This window comes from Segatella maculosa OT 289 (assembly GCF_000243015.1).
Lineage (GTDB): Bacteria > Bacteroidota > Bacteroidia > Bacteroidales > Bacteroidaceae > Prevotella > Prevotella maculosa.
Genome location: NZ_JH594503.1, coordinates 164,792 through 184,226, shown reverse-complemented (window position 1 = coordinate 184,226; position 19,435 = coordinate 164,792). Strand labels below are relative to the sequence as shown.

The window sequence follows — 19,435 nt, the reverse complement described above, 5'->3', positions numbered from 1 at the left end:
CAGTGAAATAAGTGCATAGAATAAACATTTTTAGACGAATGATTATGAAGACAAAACAATCTATATACTTGCTGGCAGTCGTTGTCATGATGCTTTTGGTGACCGGTTGCTCTCCCGATGCTTTCAGTTTGGGTGGAAAGGATTTGTCATCCGACGACCTTGTCGAAGGTATTGCCTATGAAATAAAGCACGATGTGTCAAATCCAAATATCGTTATCGTGAAAAGTTTATTGCCAAGTGGCTACGCTGTCATCATGGATACACCTCAAGGACGTTACCAAAGCAGCGAAGTGACATTGAAGATTCCCTTCAGTGGCACCTATAAAATAAGGATGGGAGCCGAGACACGCGGTGGTTTTGTGTGGGGACCGTATGCAACTTTCACGGTAAAAGACTTCTTCGCCGGCTTTGTCAACGACCCTTTGTGGACTAAAATCAGTGGTGGAGTGGGCCATTCCAAGCGTTGGAAACTCGATATCGATGCCAACACCGTGACGAAACACACTGATTTATGGGCCGGACCTTTGGGGTTCTGGGGCGTTGATGACAATTGGAACAGCGTGATGTTGGGCCAAAAAATAGCCGGAGACAGCTGGAATTGGACTCCTGACATTGCGGGAAACGGTTGGGTGATGAGGCCCATGGACTATGGATATATGGAGTTCGACCTGAAAGATGGGGCACATGTGACGGTTCATAATGCCGAAACAGGAAAAACCATGCGTGGAACTTACATGCTGGATACGGAAAATCATACGATAACCTTCAGTGATGCGCAGTTATTACACAATTCCGGGCACGATGGGGTAGTGACGAATTGGAGTGCAAGCCTGTCACTTTTCGGTTTAGATGACGATCGTTTGCAGATAGCTGCCTTGCGTGACAACTCAAGCGAGAAGCCTTGCAGACTGTGTTACAATTTTGTTTCGCAGGAATATTGGGATAATTGGAAACCGAATCCGGGGACTGGCACCGCAGATGTGCAGCCGAAGCTCATCGAAGGCTGGAAGAATTTGATTGAAAATCCCACGAATCGCGAGATAACCTACAAGTTGGCGAAAGACGATCAAGGTGCAGCTTTTGATTATTGCAATCTTGATGGCACCCCAAAAGGCCTGACTTTCACGGCAGCCTCGGGAATTGAGGACGCCAAACTCGTAATCTATTACGGAACGAACGCCGAATCGCGCACTTATACCTACACGGCTCCCGATGGTTCTCAAGTGAAAGGCACCTATACGCTAAGCAACGAGGGTGTCATCACGTTCTCTAAAGGATTGGGAAACACGGCCTTGGCGGCGAACTTCAATATGAGTGCGAATGCCGACAACAGTCTGCGTATCCTTTCCGTGTCCACTGATGCCTATTCCGGGGCATTAAAAGATCTTTGGTTAGGGAAATCGTGTGTTGACGACCAAGGCCAACGGTTCCAATATCAGGGATATCATTGGGTGGCACAAACGAAAGGAGCGGCTGATGTGAAGCGTTACACGGGCAAGCTCTACATCTTCGACTCGGGATTTAATGCTATGTCGAGCGCTCCCACGTTCATTACGACCGATGGAAATTATACATTCACGCTCAAAGGCAAGCAGACCGATGCCTACGGTGTATATCTTGACGTTCCAAAATTGTATAAAGACCACCACAACTGCGATGTAAAGATTGTCAGTATCAAGGTCGATGGCCGCAGTGTGCCGTTTGATGACACGGCAATAAACCGCGGAACGGCCGACAACGACCACTCTACGGCGCGTCGTTATCTGGTGAATCCGTGGGGAGACACGAAAGATGACAAGCAATATTACAACTTCTCCGACGCTGTTGTCATCACTGTTAAGGTCAAACTCGACTGCGGTACCAACGTCATGGAGCCATAAGGGAACGTCATTAAGTATAGATTAACAAACAAACAGAACTATGAAACCAAGAGATATTGCAGGCATCGTGTTGCTGGCTTCGCTTTTCGTCATGTCTTCCTGTGGTGACGATGATGATTATTCCGTGGCAACAGATGTGATTATCAAGAAAGTAGAAACGGGAAGTGCCACTGTTACGGCCGTTTCGGCCACGACCACGGGACGCGTGTTCGACCTTTCAAGACAGCATTCCGCCTCATACAGTGTCGGAGTCGTATATGGAACCGATCCTGACCCCAAGGCTGTTGGCAGCAAAGTGCAAGGAACAATGGGCGCAGATGGGCTTGTGACGACAACATTACAGGGGCTAACCAAAGGTAATACCTATTATTATGCCACCTATGTCACGCTGGCCGGGAAGCTGACCTCCTATGGCGAGGTGAAGCGTTTCGTCACTACTGACGCCCGAATTGGTACGGCTGATGCGGCAGACATAACGGCTACGAAGGCTACGGTCAAGGCCGTGACGACAGGACTTGACGGCATCATGGTCGAAGGTGAGACGGAAATGCACTACGGTTTCAAGCTTTCTGCCACGCAAGATGGCGTGCGGAACGGCGTAGATTTCCCCATCTTGTCTACCAGCAACTCAGTCTCGCAGCGCTTGACGGGGCTTGTTCCGGGCAAAACTTATTACTATACGTCCTATTTCCAATTGGGCGACGGACTCATCTATGGTGAAACCAAGAGCTTCAAAACGGCAAGTCAGGTGATGGAATACGTGGATTTGGGCCTATCCGTCATGTGGGCGAAATGCAATATCGGTGCAGAGGCCGAGCAAGAGACCGGTGTGCTGGCCGCATTCGGCGACCCTACCGGCCTTAAACAGAGCGAATACCTGTCCGATTACCCGATTGACGGCAGCAACGACATTGTCAAGGCGGCCGATATCGATGGCCCTTCTTCCCTGAAATCGGCCATTCCGACAGAAGAACAGGTGGCTGAACTGATTGCCAAGACCACCCGGAAGGAAGAAACCGTGAAGGGTGTGAAGGGAATGCGCTTCATTGCCGCCAATGGCAACAGCATCTTCCTGCCTTATACGGGCTATCGCAAGGGCCAAACCGTGAATAATTCGGGTACGGAAGGGCTTTATTGGACGGCCAGCAGCTATGACATTGTCAAGGACTACGGCCACACGTTGAAGCTCACAGCGGGCACTGCGGCAAGCGGTTTCTCCCTGCGTAGCCTCGGATTGGGTGTCCGTTCCGTGCGAAAGAGCCCTCATTTGACGCCGCTTTCAGACCGGCTTGTCGTCGGAGACCTTGAAAATAACGGGCGCATAAGGATTGAAATCTATAACGAATATGGTGCAACCAAGGCCCATCCGGCTGTTAACCCGGCCCAAATCAAGTTTTCAAAGAACATGGTTGTCACCTTTAAGCTGGCGGGAATCAACGGAAACCTGAAGTCATCTGCACCATATCAGCATATTGCCGGACTGGAATTTGCCGACGATTCGTGGGACCCAAGCCACTGGAGCAGCCTTTCGGGCGACAAATATGACGCCAAAGTAACGGGCGACGGCACCTATAAAGTGTTTATGGAGACTGCTGCTGCGGCCGAAGGGGCCAAGGTGTTCTGCATCGATATCAAGGACTTGGCAACCGATCTTGTCGATGTTTCGAAGTTGAAAGCGAGCGTCTTGCACATCGATTTTGATGCCGACAACGTCAACTGACCATGCCTTTTCTTGGCGATTTCCATGCATCTTATGAACGATAAGTGGAAAGAAAGAGGCCGAGATGGGTTGTTTAAGGAAAAAACAGAATAAGAAAAAGCGTATGAAAAGAATAAAATTATTGTCATTGTTACTGATGACGTTTACCATGCTGGCCTTTTCGGCTTGCACAAAAGACGAAGACAAACCTTCGGTAAACACGACGTTCACACTGTCGAAGGCCGAATTGCAGTTTGCAAAATCAGGAGGTGAAGCGTTGTTTTATGTGCGTGGGGCTGCAACGCCCTCGATTTCGTCGTCTGAAAGCTGGCTGAAAATCACGCCACAGCCGTCAACCTCGAAAACGGTTTATAAATATCAGTTTGCAACCGAGGCCAACACGGCCTTCAATGACCGCACGGCTAAGGTCTCAATCAGCGTCGGTGGCGAGACAAAAACGGTCACCGTGACGCAGCTTTCCACTGAAGGCCTGGTCATAGAGTCTGCGAAAACGCTGAATGTCGGGGCCGATGGCGGCGATATAGAGGTGACATTACAGGCCAATGCGCCCTATACGGTGACGCTTGGTGCCGAATGGATCAGCGAAACGAAAGGCTCCCGGGCTGACATGAAGGCCTATCTTCATCGGTTCCATGTAAGCAAAAACGTGGGAACGGCACGCACTTCGACTGTCAGTTTCACCCTTTCAAAGGGCGATGTCAGCCTGACCGAGGCCGTTACCATAGCGCAATCGGCAGGCAAGGCGGGAAACATGTCGCTTTCTGCCATGGAATTGGCTGCCTTGATGTATCCCGGTTGGAACTTAGGTAACACGCTTGAGGCCGGCGACTTGGCCAACAATTTCACCAATAAAGGTGGTCTGGCGACCGAAACGGCATGGCAAAGCACGAAGACATCGCAGAAAATCATCGACGAAGTGAAGGCACAAGGCTTCAAAAGTGTGCGTCTTCCGATTGCATGGGTGATGGGACACCTTACCGATAAGGCCCGAATGACCATCGACGAACAGTGGCTGAACCGCGTGAAAGAGATTGTGAACTATTGCGTTGCCGACGGTCTTTACGTGATTATCAACGACCATTGGGACGGAGGATGGCTCGAAGTGGACGGCTTCAGCAGCTCCCGCGACCATTTCCAAGCCGTAGATGAGGCCACCATCACGGCGAAAACAGCGCAGTTGAAGAAGCTTTGGACCAACATCGCCCTTGCTTTCAAAGACTATGATGAGCACGTTCTCTTTGCAGGACTCAACGAACCGTTCCAAGAATACAAGCTCTTCCACGGCCATCACCAAGCGTTGACCCCGATACTGCAACGGTATAATCAGGCTTTCGTGGACGCCGTACGGGCCACGGGAGGCAATAATGCGTCGCGTGTGCTGGTGGTTCAAGGTCCATCTACTGACATTAACTCCACTTGTAGCTATCTTCAGATGCCCAATGACACCAAGACTGACCGCTTGATGGTTGAAGTTCACTACTATGACCCATGGAATTTCACCAGCGGAGCCACAGACACTTGGACCGATACCAACAGCGTTAAGATGCAATTCGACAAGCTCAAGACGACCTTTATGGATAAGAAAATCCCGGTTATCATCGGTGAATGCGGTGCCAACTGGCAGAAAGACGATGCCACTTTCAATGCTACGCTGAAGCATTGGTACAAAACAGTGTTCCAATATGCCGGCGAACGCGGCATCGTTCCCTTTGCATGGGACATCAATGTGTGCAGTTTTCCGAAGATGACCATTATCAATCGGGCCACACAAACGGTTTGGGGAACGCCCGCAATGCAGGGAATCAAGGAAGGTGTGGCCGCCGTGAAATGACGAAGTAGCCGAGATAGAGATGGAGGGACTTTGACCTTGAACGTTGAACTTTGAGGACTTTGAACTTTGAATTTTGAACATTGAACTTTAGGATTAACCGAATGGCAGAATGATTTGCGGGCAAGAGGCATGTAGGGACGCACGGTTCGTGCGTCCGCTCAGCGCGGAACAATCCACTTGTTCGCTTGTTTATTTGTCGACTGTCAACTGAAATGCAAGCGGATGCACGGGTCGTGCGTCCCTACATTCGTCAAACTGATAATCAATAACTTATACGTTGCTTCCTAATATCAGCCATGTTGCCGTGCAATCTCACCCATTTTACCGCGCAATATGGCTGAGATTATCGCGCAATATGGCTGAGATTGGAAAGTAGGTTCGCGTAGTTCGCGCACTCGCTTGGTGCGGAACAATCCACTTGTTCGCTTGTTTACTCGTCAACTGTCAATTACAATGCGAGCGGACGCACGGGCCGTGCATCACTACATTCGGCAAATTGGCAGGGCTCCCGGCCCGGATTTGATAATCTGGTGACGGACTTCATATGGAAAAAACGGGCGGAAAACTTGTTGATGCTATGGAAAAACGCTAACTTTGTGACAGTCTTAATCTTTTGTTCATGGCATGAAGCGTCTTTTTCTCTTTGTCCTTTTGCTCTTAAAATGGTCGTTATGTCCGGCATTACCGGCGCAAAACGCATTGATGTTCCATCGGTTGGGCATTCGGGAAGGCTTGTCTAACGGTCAGGTGAACAGCGTCTTTGAAGACTCGAAAGGCTATATCTGGCTGGGAACCCAGTCGGGGCTCGACCGTTTTGACGGGTTTCGCTTCAGCAATTACTTTAATAAGGCGGGTGATGAGCGGTCGTTGCCCAACAATGTGGTGGACAACGTTCAGGAAGACGTTGAAACCAACCTTTGGTTACATACGGCTGCGGGCTATTGCAGGTTCATCAGGAGCGAAAGTCGCTTCGATTCGCACTTGAACCAATGGATGGCTTCGAAAGGAATGCAGGGAACGCCTTACTATGTGAAGATTGACGGACGGAAGAATATGTGGATTGCCGTCCACGACCACAGGGTTTATTATTATAATGTGCGAAACAAGACGGCGATTTTGTTCTCATTGCAAGGCAAGGGCGGCCGAAAACTGCCGAAAGGTACGGTCTCTGACATGGCAGACGACAAGGATTGCGTCTTTATGGTATATGCCGATGGGACGATAGTGAAGGCAGATGGCCGGCAGGGTAGGGTACTTTGGGTGAACAATGAGTTGAAACAGCGGAGCAATGGACGGCATCGGTATTATTCAATCCACGTGGACCGCGGCCGGAACTTGTGGGTTACCTATACGGGACACACCAAAGTGTGGAGCGCATCGGCCCATCGGTGGTTCGAAACGGCCGATGCTTTCTTGCAGGCGCAGGGCTATCGGCTTCCCGTCACGGGCATTATTGCGAAGACTTTGAAGACCGATGCACGGGGATGTCTGTGGATTGCGACCGATCATGACGGCTTGTTGTGCCTCAATCCCGCCGACCACAGCGCGGTTGTTTATCAATATGAGCGCGAACGCAGGGAGAGTTTGCCCGACAATACCATTCAAAGTATCTGCCTCGATGGCCGGGGTGGGCTCTGGTTGGGCACCTATAAGAACGGTGCAGCCTATTGTTCGCCGGGCGAAACCATGTTCCATACCGTCCCGTTGGGCGACGTTTGCACGATAGTCGAGGACAATTCGGGCAACTTATGGTGTGGAACGAACGACCGGGGCATCGTGGTTTACGACCCGTCTACGGGCAGTCGGCGATGGTTTCGGGCTGCACAGACGGGCTTGGGCAGCGATATCGTCGTCAGCAGCACGGTAGGAAAAGACGGTTCGCTGTGGTTTGGCTCGTTCGACGGCGGACTTTCGCGTTACAAAAACGGTCATTTCACGGCCTACAGGGCCACGGGAGGCAAGGGAGAGCTTGCGAATGACAACGTCTGGGCATTGGAAACGGACGCCGAGGGCAACATCATCATTGGCACATTGGGCGGCGGTTTGCAGGTAATGAACCCGCAGACGGGCCGCTTTGTCACTTATAACACGCGCAATTCGGGCCTGTCTTCCGATTTCATTCTTTCTCTTTCGTTCGACGCGCAGGGGAATATCGTTATGGCACATGAGAAGGAATATTCCGTGTTGAACGTGCGCACGCATAAGATTATCAAGTATGACAAGACGCGTTCGGGCCGACGTTTTGCCGTTTCGTCCATCAACCAGTTGCTCGTAGACACGCGGGGACTGTTGTGGAATGCCGCTTCTTCGGGTCTTTCGGTGTATGATTTGCAGACCGACCGCGTGGAAGAGGTGTCTTTGTTTGCAGGCGTTCGGGGCGTGGCTGCCTGCTCTGTCGTCGAAGATGCGGCCCATTCGCTTTGGGTGGCCACTGATAAAGGCATCTCACATGTGGTGCCTGCACGGGAAAACGGCGTGTGGAGCTTCTTCGTAACCAACTATTCTGACACCGAAGGTCTGCAAAGCAGGCAATTCAACAGCCGAGCCATCTGCCTTTGCCGCAATGGGAATGTCGTCGTGGGTGGGCAAGACGGCATCGATATCCTGCCTCCGCAGCGTGGCAGGAACTATGCTTATCCGGCCAAGGCTTTATTTTCCGGCCTGCTCATCTTCAACGAACCGCTGCGCGTTGGCGATGCTTATAACGGGCGGGTCATCTTGAATGAGGAGCTGCACGACGGAGGTGAACTCACATTGGCCCATTCCGAGAACGCCTTTACCATTCAATTGGCGTCCGACGCCATCAAGATTCCCAACAAGAGTCGCTTCCTTTATCGCCTGAAAGGCTTCGACGACAAGTGGTTATTGACTGCCGACGGCATGCCGGCCGTCACATTCACCAACCTATCTGCCGGCAGTTACACGCTCGAAGTGAAGGTGGTCAATGCAGACGGCACGCAAAGTAGCGAGGTAAGCCGGCTGAACATTCGCATACGTCCGCCCTTCTACCTCTCGACATGGGCGTTCCTCGGCTACATGTTGCTCGTCATGCTGCTGTGTTATTACGTCAGCAGGGTGCTTATCCGGCGGGCACACGACCGGCTGATGCTTGAACAAGTGAGGCGCGAGGCCGAACAAGCACGACGACTCGACCGCATGAAGCTCGATTTCTTTGCCAATGTCAGCCACGAACTACGTACGCCACTCTCGTTGATACTGTCGCCGCTCTCGGCTTTGATTGGCAAGGAGCAAGACGAAACCAAGAAGAGAAAACTGCAACTGATGCTCCGCAACGGCAGCCGACTGCTGGGATTGGTGAACCAAGTGCTCGACTTCAGGAAGCTGGACGAAGACTATCGCCGCTTGACATTGGTCACGGGAGACGTCGTAGAGTTTGTCCGCGTCATTTGTCAAACGTTCGATGAGCTGATGGAAAAGCCGGTGTCGCTCACCTTCTATAGCTCCGTCGAAACGCTGATGATGCCGTTCGACGACGATAAACTGCGCAAAGTGATGAACAATCTGCTCTCGAACGCCTACAAGTTCACGCCCGAAGGCGGACGCATCGACGTGGCCCTGCGCCTCGTTCCACGCCAAGAAGCGGGCCCTGCGCAGGAAGACCGGCTCGAAGTGAAGGTGAGCGACACAGGGAAAGGCATTGCCGATGCCGACAAGGCGCACGTCTTCGAACGTTTCTATCAGGCTCCGGGCGCAGCCGAAGACGACGCCAAAGGAAGCGGCATCGGCCTGAGCCTCGTGAAGAAGTTCGTCGAGATGCACGGCGGTTCGGTCTCCGTTGCCGACAATCCCGGCGGCGGCTCGGTCTTCATCTTCTACCTTCCCGTGCGCAACGTGCCGAGCATGCCTCGCGATGTGCCCGACGTTGCTGTCCAAACGCAGGACACCACCGCACCACCGCCGGCGGAAAGCCCGCAACACGACCTGCTCGTGGTCGACGACTCCGAGGAGTTCCTCGCCTTCATGGCCGAAGAACTGTCGGCGAAGTTCAGCGTGCGCGTGGCCCACGACGGCGCCGAAGCCCTTGAACGCATGGCAGAGCGCAGGCCCGACGCCATACTCTGCGACGCCGTGATGCCCGGAATGGACGGCCACGCGCTGTGCAAAGCCCTCAAAGACGACCGCAACACCGCCGCCATTCCCTTCATCATGCTGACGGCCCGCGCCTCCGACGCGAATGGTTTGGAAGAACTGCGGGCCGGAGCCGACGACTACATCGCGAAGCCCTTCGACATGGAACTGCTGGAGCTGCGCATCAGGAACCTCATCAAGTGGAACGAAGGACCGCAGAACAGCCGCATCGAGCCCAAGATAAGGCAGATGGACATCACGTCGATGGACGAGAAGCTCGTGAAGGCTGCCACCGACTACATCGAAGACCACCTCTCCGACGCCGATATCAGCGTCGAAACCCTGAGTGCCTCGCTCGGCATGTCGCGCGTGCAGCTCTACAAGCGACTGACCGCCGTGACGGGCATCACGCCCTCCGAGTTCATTCGCAACATACGCCTGCGCCATGCCGAGCAACTCTTGCGCAAGAGCCAACGCAGCGTCAGCGAGATTGCCTATCAAGTGGGCTTCAACAACCCGCGCTACTTCTCGCGTTACTTCGCCGAAATGTATGGCCTCACGCCCTCGCAATACAAGAGTCGCTTCGGAAAGTAGCCACGCCGCCTCCCGCCCACCGGTCCTTCGTCGCCACCTTCGGGCCGTCCGCCGCTGACGCAAGGCCAACCTGCCCGCAAGCCCCTTCCCCCTCTCTTCTAAAGGGAAGGGGCTTTTCTTTCCCAGTGCAGCTACAAGCCCCTTCATATCGGGACTCCTCCCTTTTCCTAACGTAGATGCAAGCCTCTTTGTATAGGGAATCCTTGTCATTTGGTAGTAGGATGTACGATTTCCCACCGCGGTGAAAAATATTTCCCACCGCGGTGAAAAATTCTTCCCACCGTAGTGAAAAATAATTCCCACCGCGGTGGGAAATTAGGAATCCTTATAGCAGGTCGATAGGAGATGTATTGCTCATGGGCACGTTGTCCTATAATGAAAGGCAGGGGAGGCCTTTCTTGTGGGCAGGCGGCAAGGTTTTGGCGGGCGGATTGATGCAGCGTGGGGAGCGGGTGGGGGATAAACGCAGGAAAGGGCCGGCGCTGCGCACCGACCCTTTCGCTTGATAGGCGTGCCCGCCGAGGCGGACAGCGGGGGGATTTCCTTGTTGATGTACTGACAGCGTGGGGCGTTCAGGACAGGACGCTCGTGCCCGTCATGAGGGTTATTTCTTGTAGATGTCTTGGCAGGTGTTCCAGCCGAACTGCTTGTAGCGGGCGTTGAGGTTGCGCATGCGCTGCTTGAACGATGCGAAGTCTTTCTTGTCGTTCTCTGTCCAGCCCGTCTCGGCGATTGCGGCGGCGCGGGGCAGGAGCTGGTAGAAGGCAAGGTCGCGCGAGATGACGTATTCGGTCCAGAGGTTGCCCTGTATGCCCTTCACGTGTTGCTTGAGCGCGGGCGAGGCGTCGGCGGGCACGGGGTCGTAGGCGTAGGCCTTGTCGATGAAGAGCTCGGCGTCGCGGAGGAGCAGGTTGCGGTCTTTGTTCTGATAGTAGTTGAGGTAGCAGAAGTCTCGCGGTGTCATCACGACGTCGAGGCCGCGCTCCACGGCTTGCAGTCCGCCCTTGACGCCGCGCCAGCTCATGACGGTGGCACTCTTGTCAAGGTCGCCTTCGAGGATTTCGTCCCAGCCGATGACGCTTCGTCCTTTCTGGGCAAGGTATTGGGCCACTTGGTTCATGAAGTGTATGCGCAGCTGTGCCTCGGGCGAGGTGCCGGGTGCGCCTTTGAAGCCGAGCCGCTTGATTTCGGCCTGACAGCGGGGGCAGTTCTTCCATCGGTCGCGTGGGGCTTCGTCGCCGCCGATGTGGATATACTTAGAGGGGAAGATGTCGAGGACTTCGTCGAGCACGTTGTGCACGAACTCGTTGGTCTTGGGGTTTCCGGCGCATAGAATGTCGGGGAATACGCCCCATGTCTCGCCCACCTTGTAGGGGCCTCCGGTGCAGCCCAGCTCGGGGTAGGAGGCGAGCACGCTCTGCGTGTGGCCGGGCACGTCGATTTCGGGAATGACGGTGATGTATCGTTCGGCGGCATAGTTCACGATGTCGCGCATCTGGTCCTTGGTGTAGAAGCCTCCGTGGGGTATCTCGTCGTAAATGCCGGTGATGCGTCCGATGACGGTGCGTGCCCGCTTGGAGCCGACTTCCGTGAGCTTGGGGTAACGGTCTATCTGCACGCGCCAGCCTTGGTCTTCGGTGAGGTGCCAGTGGAAGGTGTTGAGGTTGTGGAGTGCGAGCATGTCGATGAATTCCTTGATGAATTCGGGTTTGAAGTAGTGGCGGCCGCAGTCGAGCATCGTTCCGCGGTAGCCGAAGCGAGGATAGTCGACGATGCGTGCGGCGGGGAAGGTGACGCTTTGTGCCTGTTCCAAGGGCAACGACTTGCGGAGCGTCTGCACACCGTAGAACACGCCGCGCGGTGTTTTGCCTTCGATGGTGATGCCTTTGGCCTTCACGGTGATGACGTAGCCTTCTTCTTGCTCGACCTTGGCGTTGAGCTTGAGCGTGATGGCGGCGGCTTTCTTGTTCGTTCCGGTAGGATTGATGCCCGTGGCCTCGCGAATGTATTCCTTCAGGAATGCCGCGTTGCGCAGCATGGCTTCGTCGGTGCCGACTACGCTGACGGTGGTGTTGCCGTCGAGCACAAAGGCGACCCCTTTCTCGGCGATGATGCTTTGCGGAAGTGGCACTACTTGATAATTCGCGTCTGTGGCATGCAGCGAGAGGGTCGCCATCATCATTGCCACCGATAGTAACATTTTTTTCATTTGATGTTGTCTTAAATTTAAGTATTAATCAATATGGTTTGTATTTTTCACGGCAAATATACGGAAAAAAAACGATATACCGTGCCCTTGTGTGCTTATATTTTCCGGTAATGCTTGGGAAACGACGGGCAGGGGGCGTAGACCGTAGGCATAGAAAACGGTCCCGACTTCGCGTCGGGACCGTTTCTTTCTTTGAAATGTTTCAGAGGTTTGTCTTTATGTAGTTAATGTTTATTGAAAATCTTGATTGCATACATCATTCATACGGTGCAAAGATAGGGAAAAGGGAGATATATCCGGAAAATCGTAGGGCTTATTGTGCAAATAATTACGCAAACGTTTGCGACGGCCTCGGCTCTCTTTCCGCATAAATTCTTCGGCGCTTTATGCGGATTATCAGCCTAATTTCGTAAATTTGCACCATATTATATTAGGGACACGATTGATGAAAGAATTTGTTATATCCGAAGTGAAGGCCGAGACTGCCGTGTTGGTGGGGCTGATTACCGACGGACAGAACGAAGCCAAGACGAAGGAATACCTCGACGAGCTGGAGTTCCTTGCCGACACGGCCGGAGCGGTGACCGTCAGGCGGTTCACGCAGAAGGTGAACGGGCCGAGCGCGGTGACCTACGTGGGCAAGGGTAAGTTGGAGGAAATCAAACAATACATCGAAGACTGCGCGGAGAACGAGGAGCCTATCGGTATGGTTATCTTCGATGATGAGCTTTCAGCCAAGCAAATACGTAATATAGAGAACGAACTGAAAGTAAAGATACTCGACCGAACGTCGCTCATTCTCGATATCTTCGCCATGCGCGCACAGACGGCCAACGCCAAGACGCAGGTGGAACTGGCGCAATATCGCTACATGCTTCCACGGCTTCAACGACTCTGGACCCACTTGGAACGCCAAGGAGGTGGCTCGGGTTCGGGTGGTGGTAAAGGCTCCGTGGGACTCCGTGGCCCGGGAGAGACGCAGTTGGAGATGGACCGTCGTATCATTCTTCAGCGCATCACGTTGCTTAAACAGCGTCTTCTTGAAATCGATAAACAAAAGACTACGCAGCGAAAGAACCGCGGACGACTGATTCGTGTGTCCCTCGTGGGTTATACGAACGTGGGCAAAAGCACCATTATGAACCTGCTTTCCAAGAGCGAAGTGTTTGCCGAGAACAAACTCTTTGCTACGCTCGACACCACGGTCCGCAAGGTAGTCATCGAGAATCTGCCGTTCTTGTTGGCCGATACCGTCGGGTTTATCCGCAAACTTCCCACAGACCTTGTCGACTCTTTCAAGAGCACGCTCGATGAGGTGCGCGAAGCCGACCTGCTGTTGCATGTGGTAGACCTCTCACACCCCGACTTTGAAGAGCAGATACAAGTGGTTGAACGGACGCTTGCCGACTTGGGTTGCAACGAAAAGCCATCGATGATAGTCTTCAACAAGATTGACAATTACCGCTGGACAGAGAAAGATGAGGACGACCTCACGCCCGAAACGCGTGAGAACATCACCTTGGAAGACTTGAAAAAGACATGGATGGCACGTCTCGACGAGAGTTGTATGTTCATCAGTGCCAAGGAGAAACTGAACGTGGAAGCGTTCCGTGAGACGCTATATAAAAAGGTACGCGAGCTTCATGTGCAGAAATATCCGTATAACGACTTTCTGTATCCGGAGGTAGAATAAGCCCGATTATAAATTATGAATTTTGAATTACTGCCATGCGACAACTAACTGATGAAGAAATAAGGGTTCTCGAAGACCGTAACTGCTGGGCCGAGGACTGGACAAACGTGTATGTGTCAGAGGATTTCAAGCCCAATTACATGCACCGTGTGATGCTTTATGGTGAAATCCGTATCGGTGACTTCGACAAGAACATCGAAGTGAGCCGGGGGTTTCTGAAACATTCGGGCATCAATAACGCCACTTTGCGTAACGTCAGCATAGGTGATAACTGCCTGATAGAGAACATCGGCAACTACATCAACAACTATACCATCGGCGACGGCTGCTATATCAGCAACGTCAGTTCGATGGAAACCACCGATGGGGCGACTTACGGCGAGGGCAACCTCATCTCCGTGCTCAATGAAGTGGGCGACGGCAACGTGATACTCTTCAGCGATCTCAACAGCCAGTTCGCCGCTTTCATGGTGAAACATTTCCACGACAAGCCCCTTAAAGATGCCATCCGACGCCTTATCAATGAGGAGATTGCACGTAACCGGCATGACCGAGCGTCCATAGGAAACAACGTAAAGATTGTCAATACCAAGGAAATTACCAACACGGTTATCCATGATGACTGCGAAATCAACGGGGCCGCGCGCCTCAGCGACTGCACTATTCTGAGCTCACCTGCCTCAAATGTGTATATAGGGACAGGTGTTATCTGTGAGAATTCAATTATAAGTGAAGGCTCAAGTATCATCAACAGCGTGAAGATGCAGGATTGTTTCGTGGGCGAAGCCTGCCAAATTAGTAATGGTTTCACGGCTTCTTCGAGCGTCTTCTTCGCCAATTCTTACATGAGCAATGGCGAGGCTTGCGCGGCATTCTGCGGTCCGTTCACAGCCAGTCACCATAAGAGTAGCCTGCTCATCGGCGGTCAGTTCTCATTCTATAACGCTGGAAGTGCGACCAATTTCAGCAATCATGCCTACAAGATGGGCCCCATGCACTATGGCATTTTGGAGCGCGGAACGAAGACAGCCAGTGGAGCTTACGTGCTCATGCCGGCCAATATCGGGACCTTTTCCGTGTGTTTTGGCAAGCTGATGTACCACCCCGACACGCGTAATCTGCCCTTTTCTTACCTCATAGCTTATGGAGATACGATGTATCTTTCGCCCGGAAGGAACATCACAACCGTTGGTCTTTATCGCGATATTCGCAAATGGCCGAAGCGTGATGTGCGTCCTTCAGGCAGTCAAAAGAGCATCGTCAACTTCGATTGGCTGTCGCCTTTCTCGGTCGGAGAGATTGTTCAAGGCAAGAAAATCCTTGAGAAACTGCTCGATGCCAGCGGCGAAAACGTCACTTCCTATACCTATCATAACTACGTCATCAATCCAAGTTCGCTCAATAAAGGCATCAAATACTACGACATTGCCTTGCGTATCTACATGGGAGCCGTGCTAAAACGCGTCGTAAAAAGCCTTGGTGCAGTAGAGCCTCCGACCACGACCGTAGGCCAAGGTAAATGGAATGACCTCAGCGGACTGCTGCTTCCGGAAAGCGAAGAGATGCGCTTGCTCGACGACATCAAGGACGGAGAGATTGAAACCATACAGGACGTGCTCGACCGTTTTGAGGAAATCAACCGCAACTATCGCGAATATCAGTGGGCTTGGACCTATCAATTGATACTCGATTACTATCATCTGACGGAGATTACCGATGCAGATGAGGCACGAATCCGCGAAGATTACGTGCGTGCCCGACGTGCGTGGATAGCCGAGATACGCAAGGATGCCGAGAAGGAATATGCCATGGGCGATGTCGAAAAGCACGTCCTTGATGACTTCATTGACAACCTTGACCATGAAATTGACTTCGAAAACTAACAATATGAGACGAAAAACTATCTTGTTTACATTGACTTTGGCTCTCACCGCATCGGTTTCGGCCAAGGATTATCACTTCACCACCGTCAAGGGAGACGCCATGCAGACCCGCATCTACACCCTCGACAACGGCTTAAAGGTCTACATGAGTGTCAACAAAGAGAAGCCCCGGTTGCAGGCAAACATTGCCGTTCGCACGGGATCTCGCAACGATCCCGCCGAAACAACGGGCTTGGCGCACTACTTGGAGCATCTGATGTTCAAGGGAACCCAGCAGTTTGGCACCACCGACTACGCTAAAGAGAAACCTTATCTCGACGACATCGAACGGCGTTATGAGCACTATCGCACGCTGACCGACCCCACTATGCGCAAGCAGGCCTATCATGAAATCGACTCAGTGTCGCAACTTGCTGCCCAATATAACATTCCCAACGAGTATGACAAGCTCATGGCAAGCATCGGATCTGAGGGAAGTAACGCCTATACGAGCAACGATGTGACTTGCTATGTGGAGAACATTCCGTCGAATGAGATTGAGAATTGGGCCCGCATTCAGGCCGACCGCTTCCGGAATATGATTATCCGTGGCTTCCATACCGAGCTCGAAGCCGTTTATGAAGAGAAGAACATATCGATGGGAAGCGATGGAACCAAAGAGTATGCTGCCCTTTGGAAGCTCCTTACGCCCACGCATCCCTATGGCACGCAGACCACGATTGGCGAGCAGGAGCACCTGAAGAACCCTTCAATCGTCAATATCAAGAACTATTTCCACCGCTATTATGTGCCGAATAATGTGGCCATTGCGCTGGCAGGAGACTTTGATCCCGATGCCACGATTGCCGTTATTGACAAGTATTTCGGCACATGGAAAGCCGGAAAACGGCTCACTCGGCCCGAGTTCCCAGCCCAGAAAGCCATCACGATGCCAAGAGATACGAGCGTCGTAGGGCAGGATGCAGAGAACGTTATGATGGGTTGGCGCTTCAAAGGTGCCAACCAATTGCAGAACGACACGCTCGACATCGTGCGGAGGATGCTGTCGAACGGCAAGGCTGGTCTGCTTGATATCAACATCGACCAGCAGATGAAAGCCATGGAAACCGGTGCTTTTCTTGACGACCTTCACGACTATTCGGCCCTCATCATCGAGGGAGTGCCCGCACATGGCCAAAAACTTGAAGACCTACGTAGCCTCATCTTGGCCGAGATTTCAAAGCTGGGGCGTGGCGAATTCAGCGACGATCTGTTGCCGGCTGTGCTGGCTAACAAGAAACTTCAATACTTTCGGTCGCTCGATAATAACCGAAGTCGCGTCCAAATGATGGTAGATGCCTTCATCAACGACAAGAAATGGGCCGCCACGGCCTTGCAGATTGACCGCCAATCCAGGCTCACCAAGCAGGACATCATCGGCTTTGCACGCCGCCATCTGCGCATGGATAACTTCGTATGTGTCTACAAACGCATGGGAATCGACTCCACTTTGAAGAAGATAGAGAAGCCTATCATCACGCCGATTCCTGCAAATCGCGAGTTTGAAAGCCCGTTCCTCAATGCCATCCGCATGGCAAAAACCAAGCCTATCCGGCCCGTCTTCGTTGACTATAACAAGGAATTGGCACAGGGAAAGCTATCTTCGGGCCTACCTTATATTTATAAACGGAACACCGATGACGGCCTTTTCAACCTCGTGTTCCGCTACGACTTCGGTTCAACAGCCGACAATCGCTATGGCTATGCAGCCGACTATCTGAACTACATCGGCACCCGCGACATGACGATTTCGCAAATCAAGCAAGCCTTCTACAAGCTCGCTTGCAGCTATTCCGTCAGTGTTGGCGAGCGAAACATCAGCATTTCCCTCAGCGGACTTAATGAAAACATGCCCGAGGCACTGCAACTTTTGGAGAAAGTGCTCCATCAGTCAAAGGCCGATAACGACTCTTGGAGCCGCTATTGTGACCTGACTAAGAAGTCACGCGCAGACGCTAAGACCGACCAAAAGGCCAATTTCAATGCGCTTTGGGACTATGCTGTCTATGGCAAATACAATCCAACGCGCAACATCATCGCTACGCAAGCGTTGCGAAGCATGGACCCTCAGCAGTTGATTTCATTGCTCGACAAGCTCAATGGCCTGAAGCACACCGTGCTCTATTACGGACCTTCCGATCTTAAAACGTTGGAAGCCGTGATTGTCAGCACCCATAAAACGCCGCAAAAGCTGGCAGCCGGTCCCGTGAACAAGCTTTATGAGCCACAGAATACCGACAATAATGAGGTCCTCATTGCCCCATACGATGCCAAGAATATCTATATGCGGCAGTACAATAACAGGGGAGGGGAGTGGTCACTTGCGCGGACTCCCGTTGAAACTCTCTTCAATCAGTACTTCGGCGGAGGCATGAACAGCGTGGTATTCCAAGAACTTCGCGAGACAAGAGGGCTGGCCTATAACGCTTATGCCGTGTATAAACGCCCCGAATATAAGGGAGAATCCGAGAGCTTTTTCACGCATATCATCTCGCAAAACGACAAGATGAACGACTGTATCAAGGTCTTCCACGAAATCCTCGTCAGCATGCCACAGAACCAAGCTGCCTTTGATTTGGCCAAACAGAGCCTCAGAAAGTCAATCCAAAGCAGCCGAACGACGAAGTTCGGTGTCATTCAACGCTACCTGTCGCTCAGGCAATTGGGCCTCAATCACGACTATATGCAAGACGTATATGCCGCATTGCCGAGGCTGACCTTGAAGGATATCGTCAACTTTGCCAACCGGAACATCGCTCAAGAATCTTTCCGTTACGCCGTTCTCGGCGACGAAAAGAACCTCGATATGACGTTGCTTGAGCAGATAGGTCCTGTTCAACGCCTCACCACCGAGGACATTTTCGGTTATTAATCGCCTGCGGTTACACTGCGAAGTAGAAGAAAGTGTAACGCATTCCCATTGGGATAGGCGTATAGGGACGCGCGGTCCGTGTGTCCGCTCAATGTAAAACATAAATCAATCGACGCACTATTTTTAGGCAGATTGATGGAGCGGACGAATGGCCCCTGCGTCCTTATTCGTTTCTTTCGGTAGAATGGAATAACAGCCTGTCCCATTGTGAATTGCAATCTCAGCCATATTGGCGTGCAATATGGCCCATTTTATCGCGCAAAATGAGTGATATTGCGCGCCAATATGGCTGGGATTGCGTCGCAATGTTCCCCATGTGGAAAACCACGATGAATGCATGTGGGACGCACGGTTCGTGCGTCTACCCGCATTTCAGTTGACAGTTAACAAGTAAACGGGTGAATAAGTTGCTTGTTTATGTGCATGTAGGGACGCACGGCTCGTGCGTCCGCCCACATTTCAGTTGATAGTTGACGAGTAAACAGGTGAACAAGTTGCTTGTTTATGCGCATGTAGGGACGCACGGCTCGTGCGTCCGTTCACGTTTCAGTTGATAGTTGACGAGTAAACGGGTGAATAAGTTGCTTGTTTATGCGCATGTAGGGACGCACGGCTCGTGCGTCCG

The 19,435-nt window shown here is 52.3% G+C and carries 8 protein-coding genes; 7 read left to right on the top strand and 1 reads right to left on the bottom strand.

Features of this window, described 5'->3' with window-relative positions; all coding sequences use genetic code 11:
• Positions 1 to 38 precede the first annotated feature (38 nt).
• The 4 genes from HMPREF9944_RS06735 to HMPREF9944_RS06720 all read left to right on the top strand — a co-directional run bounded on the left by HMPREF9944_RS06735 (position 39) and on the right by HMPREF9944_RS06720 (position 10,114).
• Positions 39 to 1,880 carry a hypothetical protein gene (locus HMPREF9944_RS06735; protein ID WP_008565363.1) on the top strand — a complete coding sequence of 614 codons (1,842 nt, stop codon included), beginning with the start codon at positions 39 to 41 and terminating at the stop codon, positions 1,878 to 1,880.
• A 40-nt stretch (positions 1,881 to 1,920) separates the two neighbouring features.
• Entirely contained in the window at positions 1,921 to 3,600 is a 1,680-nt protein-coding gene (locus HMPREF9944_RS06730; protein ID WP_008565362.1) for a hypothetical protein, read from the top strand.
• A 103-nt stretch (positions 3,601 to 3,703) separates the two neighbouring features.
• A complete protein-coding gene (locus tag HMPREF9944_RS06725; protein ID WP_008565361.1) occupies positions 3,704 to 5,431 on the top strand; it encodes a cellulase family glycosylhydrolase in 1,728 nt (575 codons plus the stop codon).
• Between the two features lie 624 nt (positions 5,432 to 6,055).
• Entirely contained in the window at positions 6,056 to 10,114 is a 4,059-nt protein-coding gene (locus HMPREF9944_RS06720) for a hybrid sensor histidine kinase/response regulator transcription factor (RefSeq protein WP_044113477.1), read from the top strand.
• A gap of 604 nt (positions 10,115 to 10,718) precedes the next feature.
• Here the strand turns inward: HMPREF9944_RS06720 and HMPREF9944_RS06710 are convergent.
• On the bottom strand, positions 10,719 to 12,323 hold the full coding sequence (locus HMPREF9944_RS06710; RefSeq protein ID WP_044113475.1) for a beta-N-acetylhexosaminidase: 1,605 nt from the start codon (positions 12,321 to 12,323) through the stop codon (positions 10,719 to 10,721).
• Between the two features lie 445 nt (positions 12,324 to 12,768).
• On the opposite strand from HMPREF9944_RS06710, the gene hflX reads away from it, so the two are divergent.
• The 3 genes from hflX to HMPREF9944_RS06695 are packed head-to-tail and all read left to right on the top strand — an operon-like array spanning position 12,769 to position 18,810.
• On the top strand, positions 12,769 to 14,016 hold the full coding sequence (gene hflX / locus HMPREF9944_RS06705) for a GTPase HflX (protein WP_008565358.1): 1,248 nt from the start codon (positions 12,769 to 12,771) through the stop codon (positions 14,014 to 14,016).
• A gap of 35 nt (positions 14,017 to 14,051) precedes the next feature.
• Positions 14,052 to 15,899 carry a DUF4954 family protein gene (locus tag HMPREF9944_RS06700; RefSeq protein WP_008565356.1) on the top strand — a complete coding sequence of 616 codons (1,848 nt, stop codon included), beginning with the start codon at positions 14,052 to 14,054 and terminating at the stop codon, positions 15,897 to 15,899.
• Positions 15,900 to 15,903: 4 nt separating this feature from the next.
• Positions 15,904 to 18,810 carry a M16 family metallopeptidase gene (locus HMPREF9944_RS06695; protein ID WP_008565355.1) on the top strand — a complete coding sequence of 969 codons (2,907 nt, stop codon included), beginning with the start codon at positions 15,904 to 15,906 and terminating at the stop codon, positions 18,808 to 18,810.
• Positions 18,811 to 19,435: the final 625 nt, after the last annotated feature.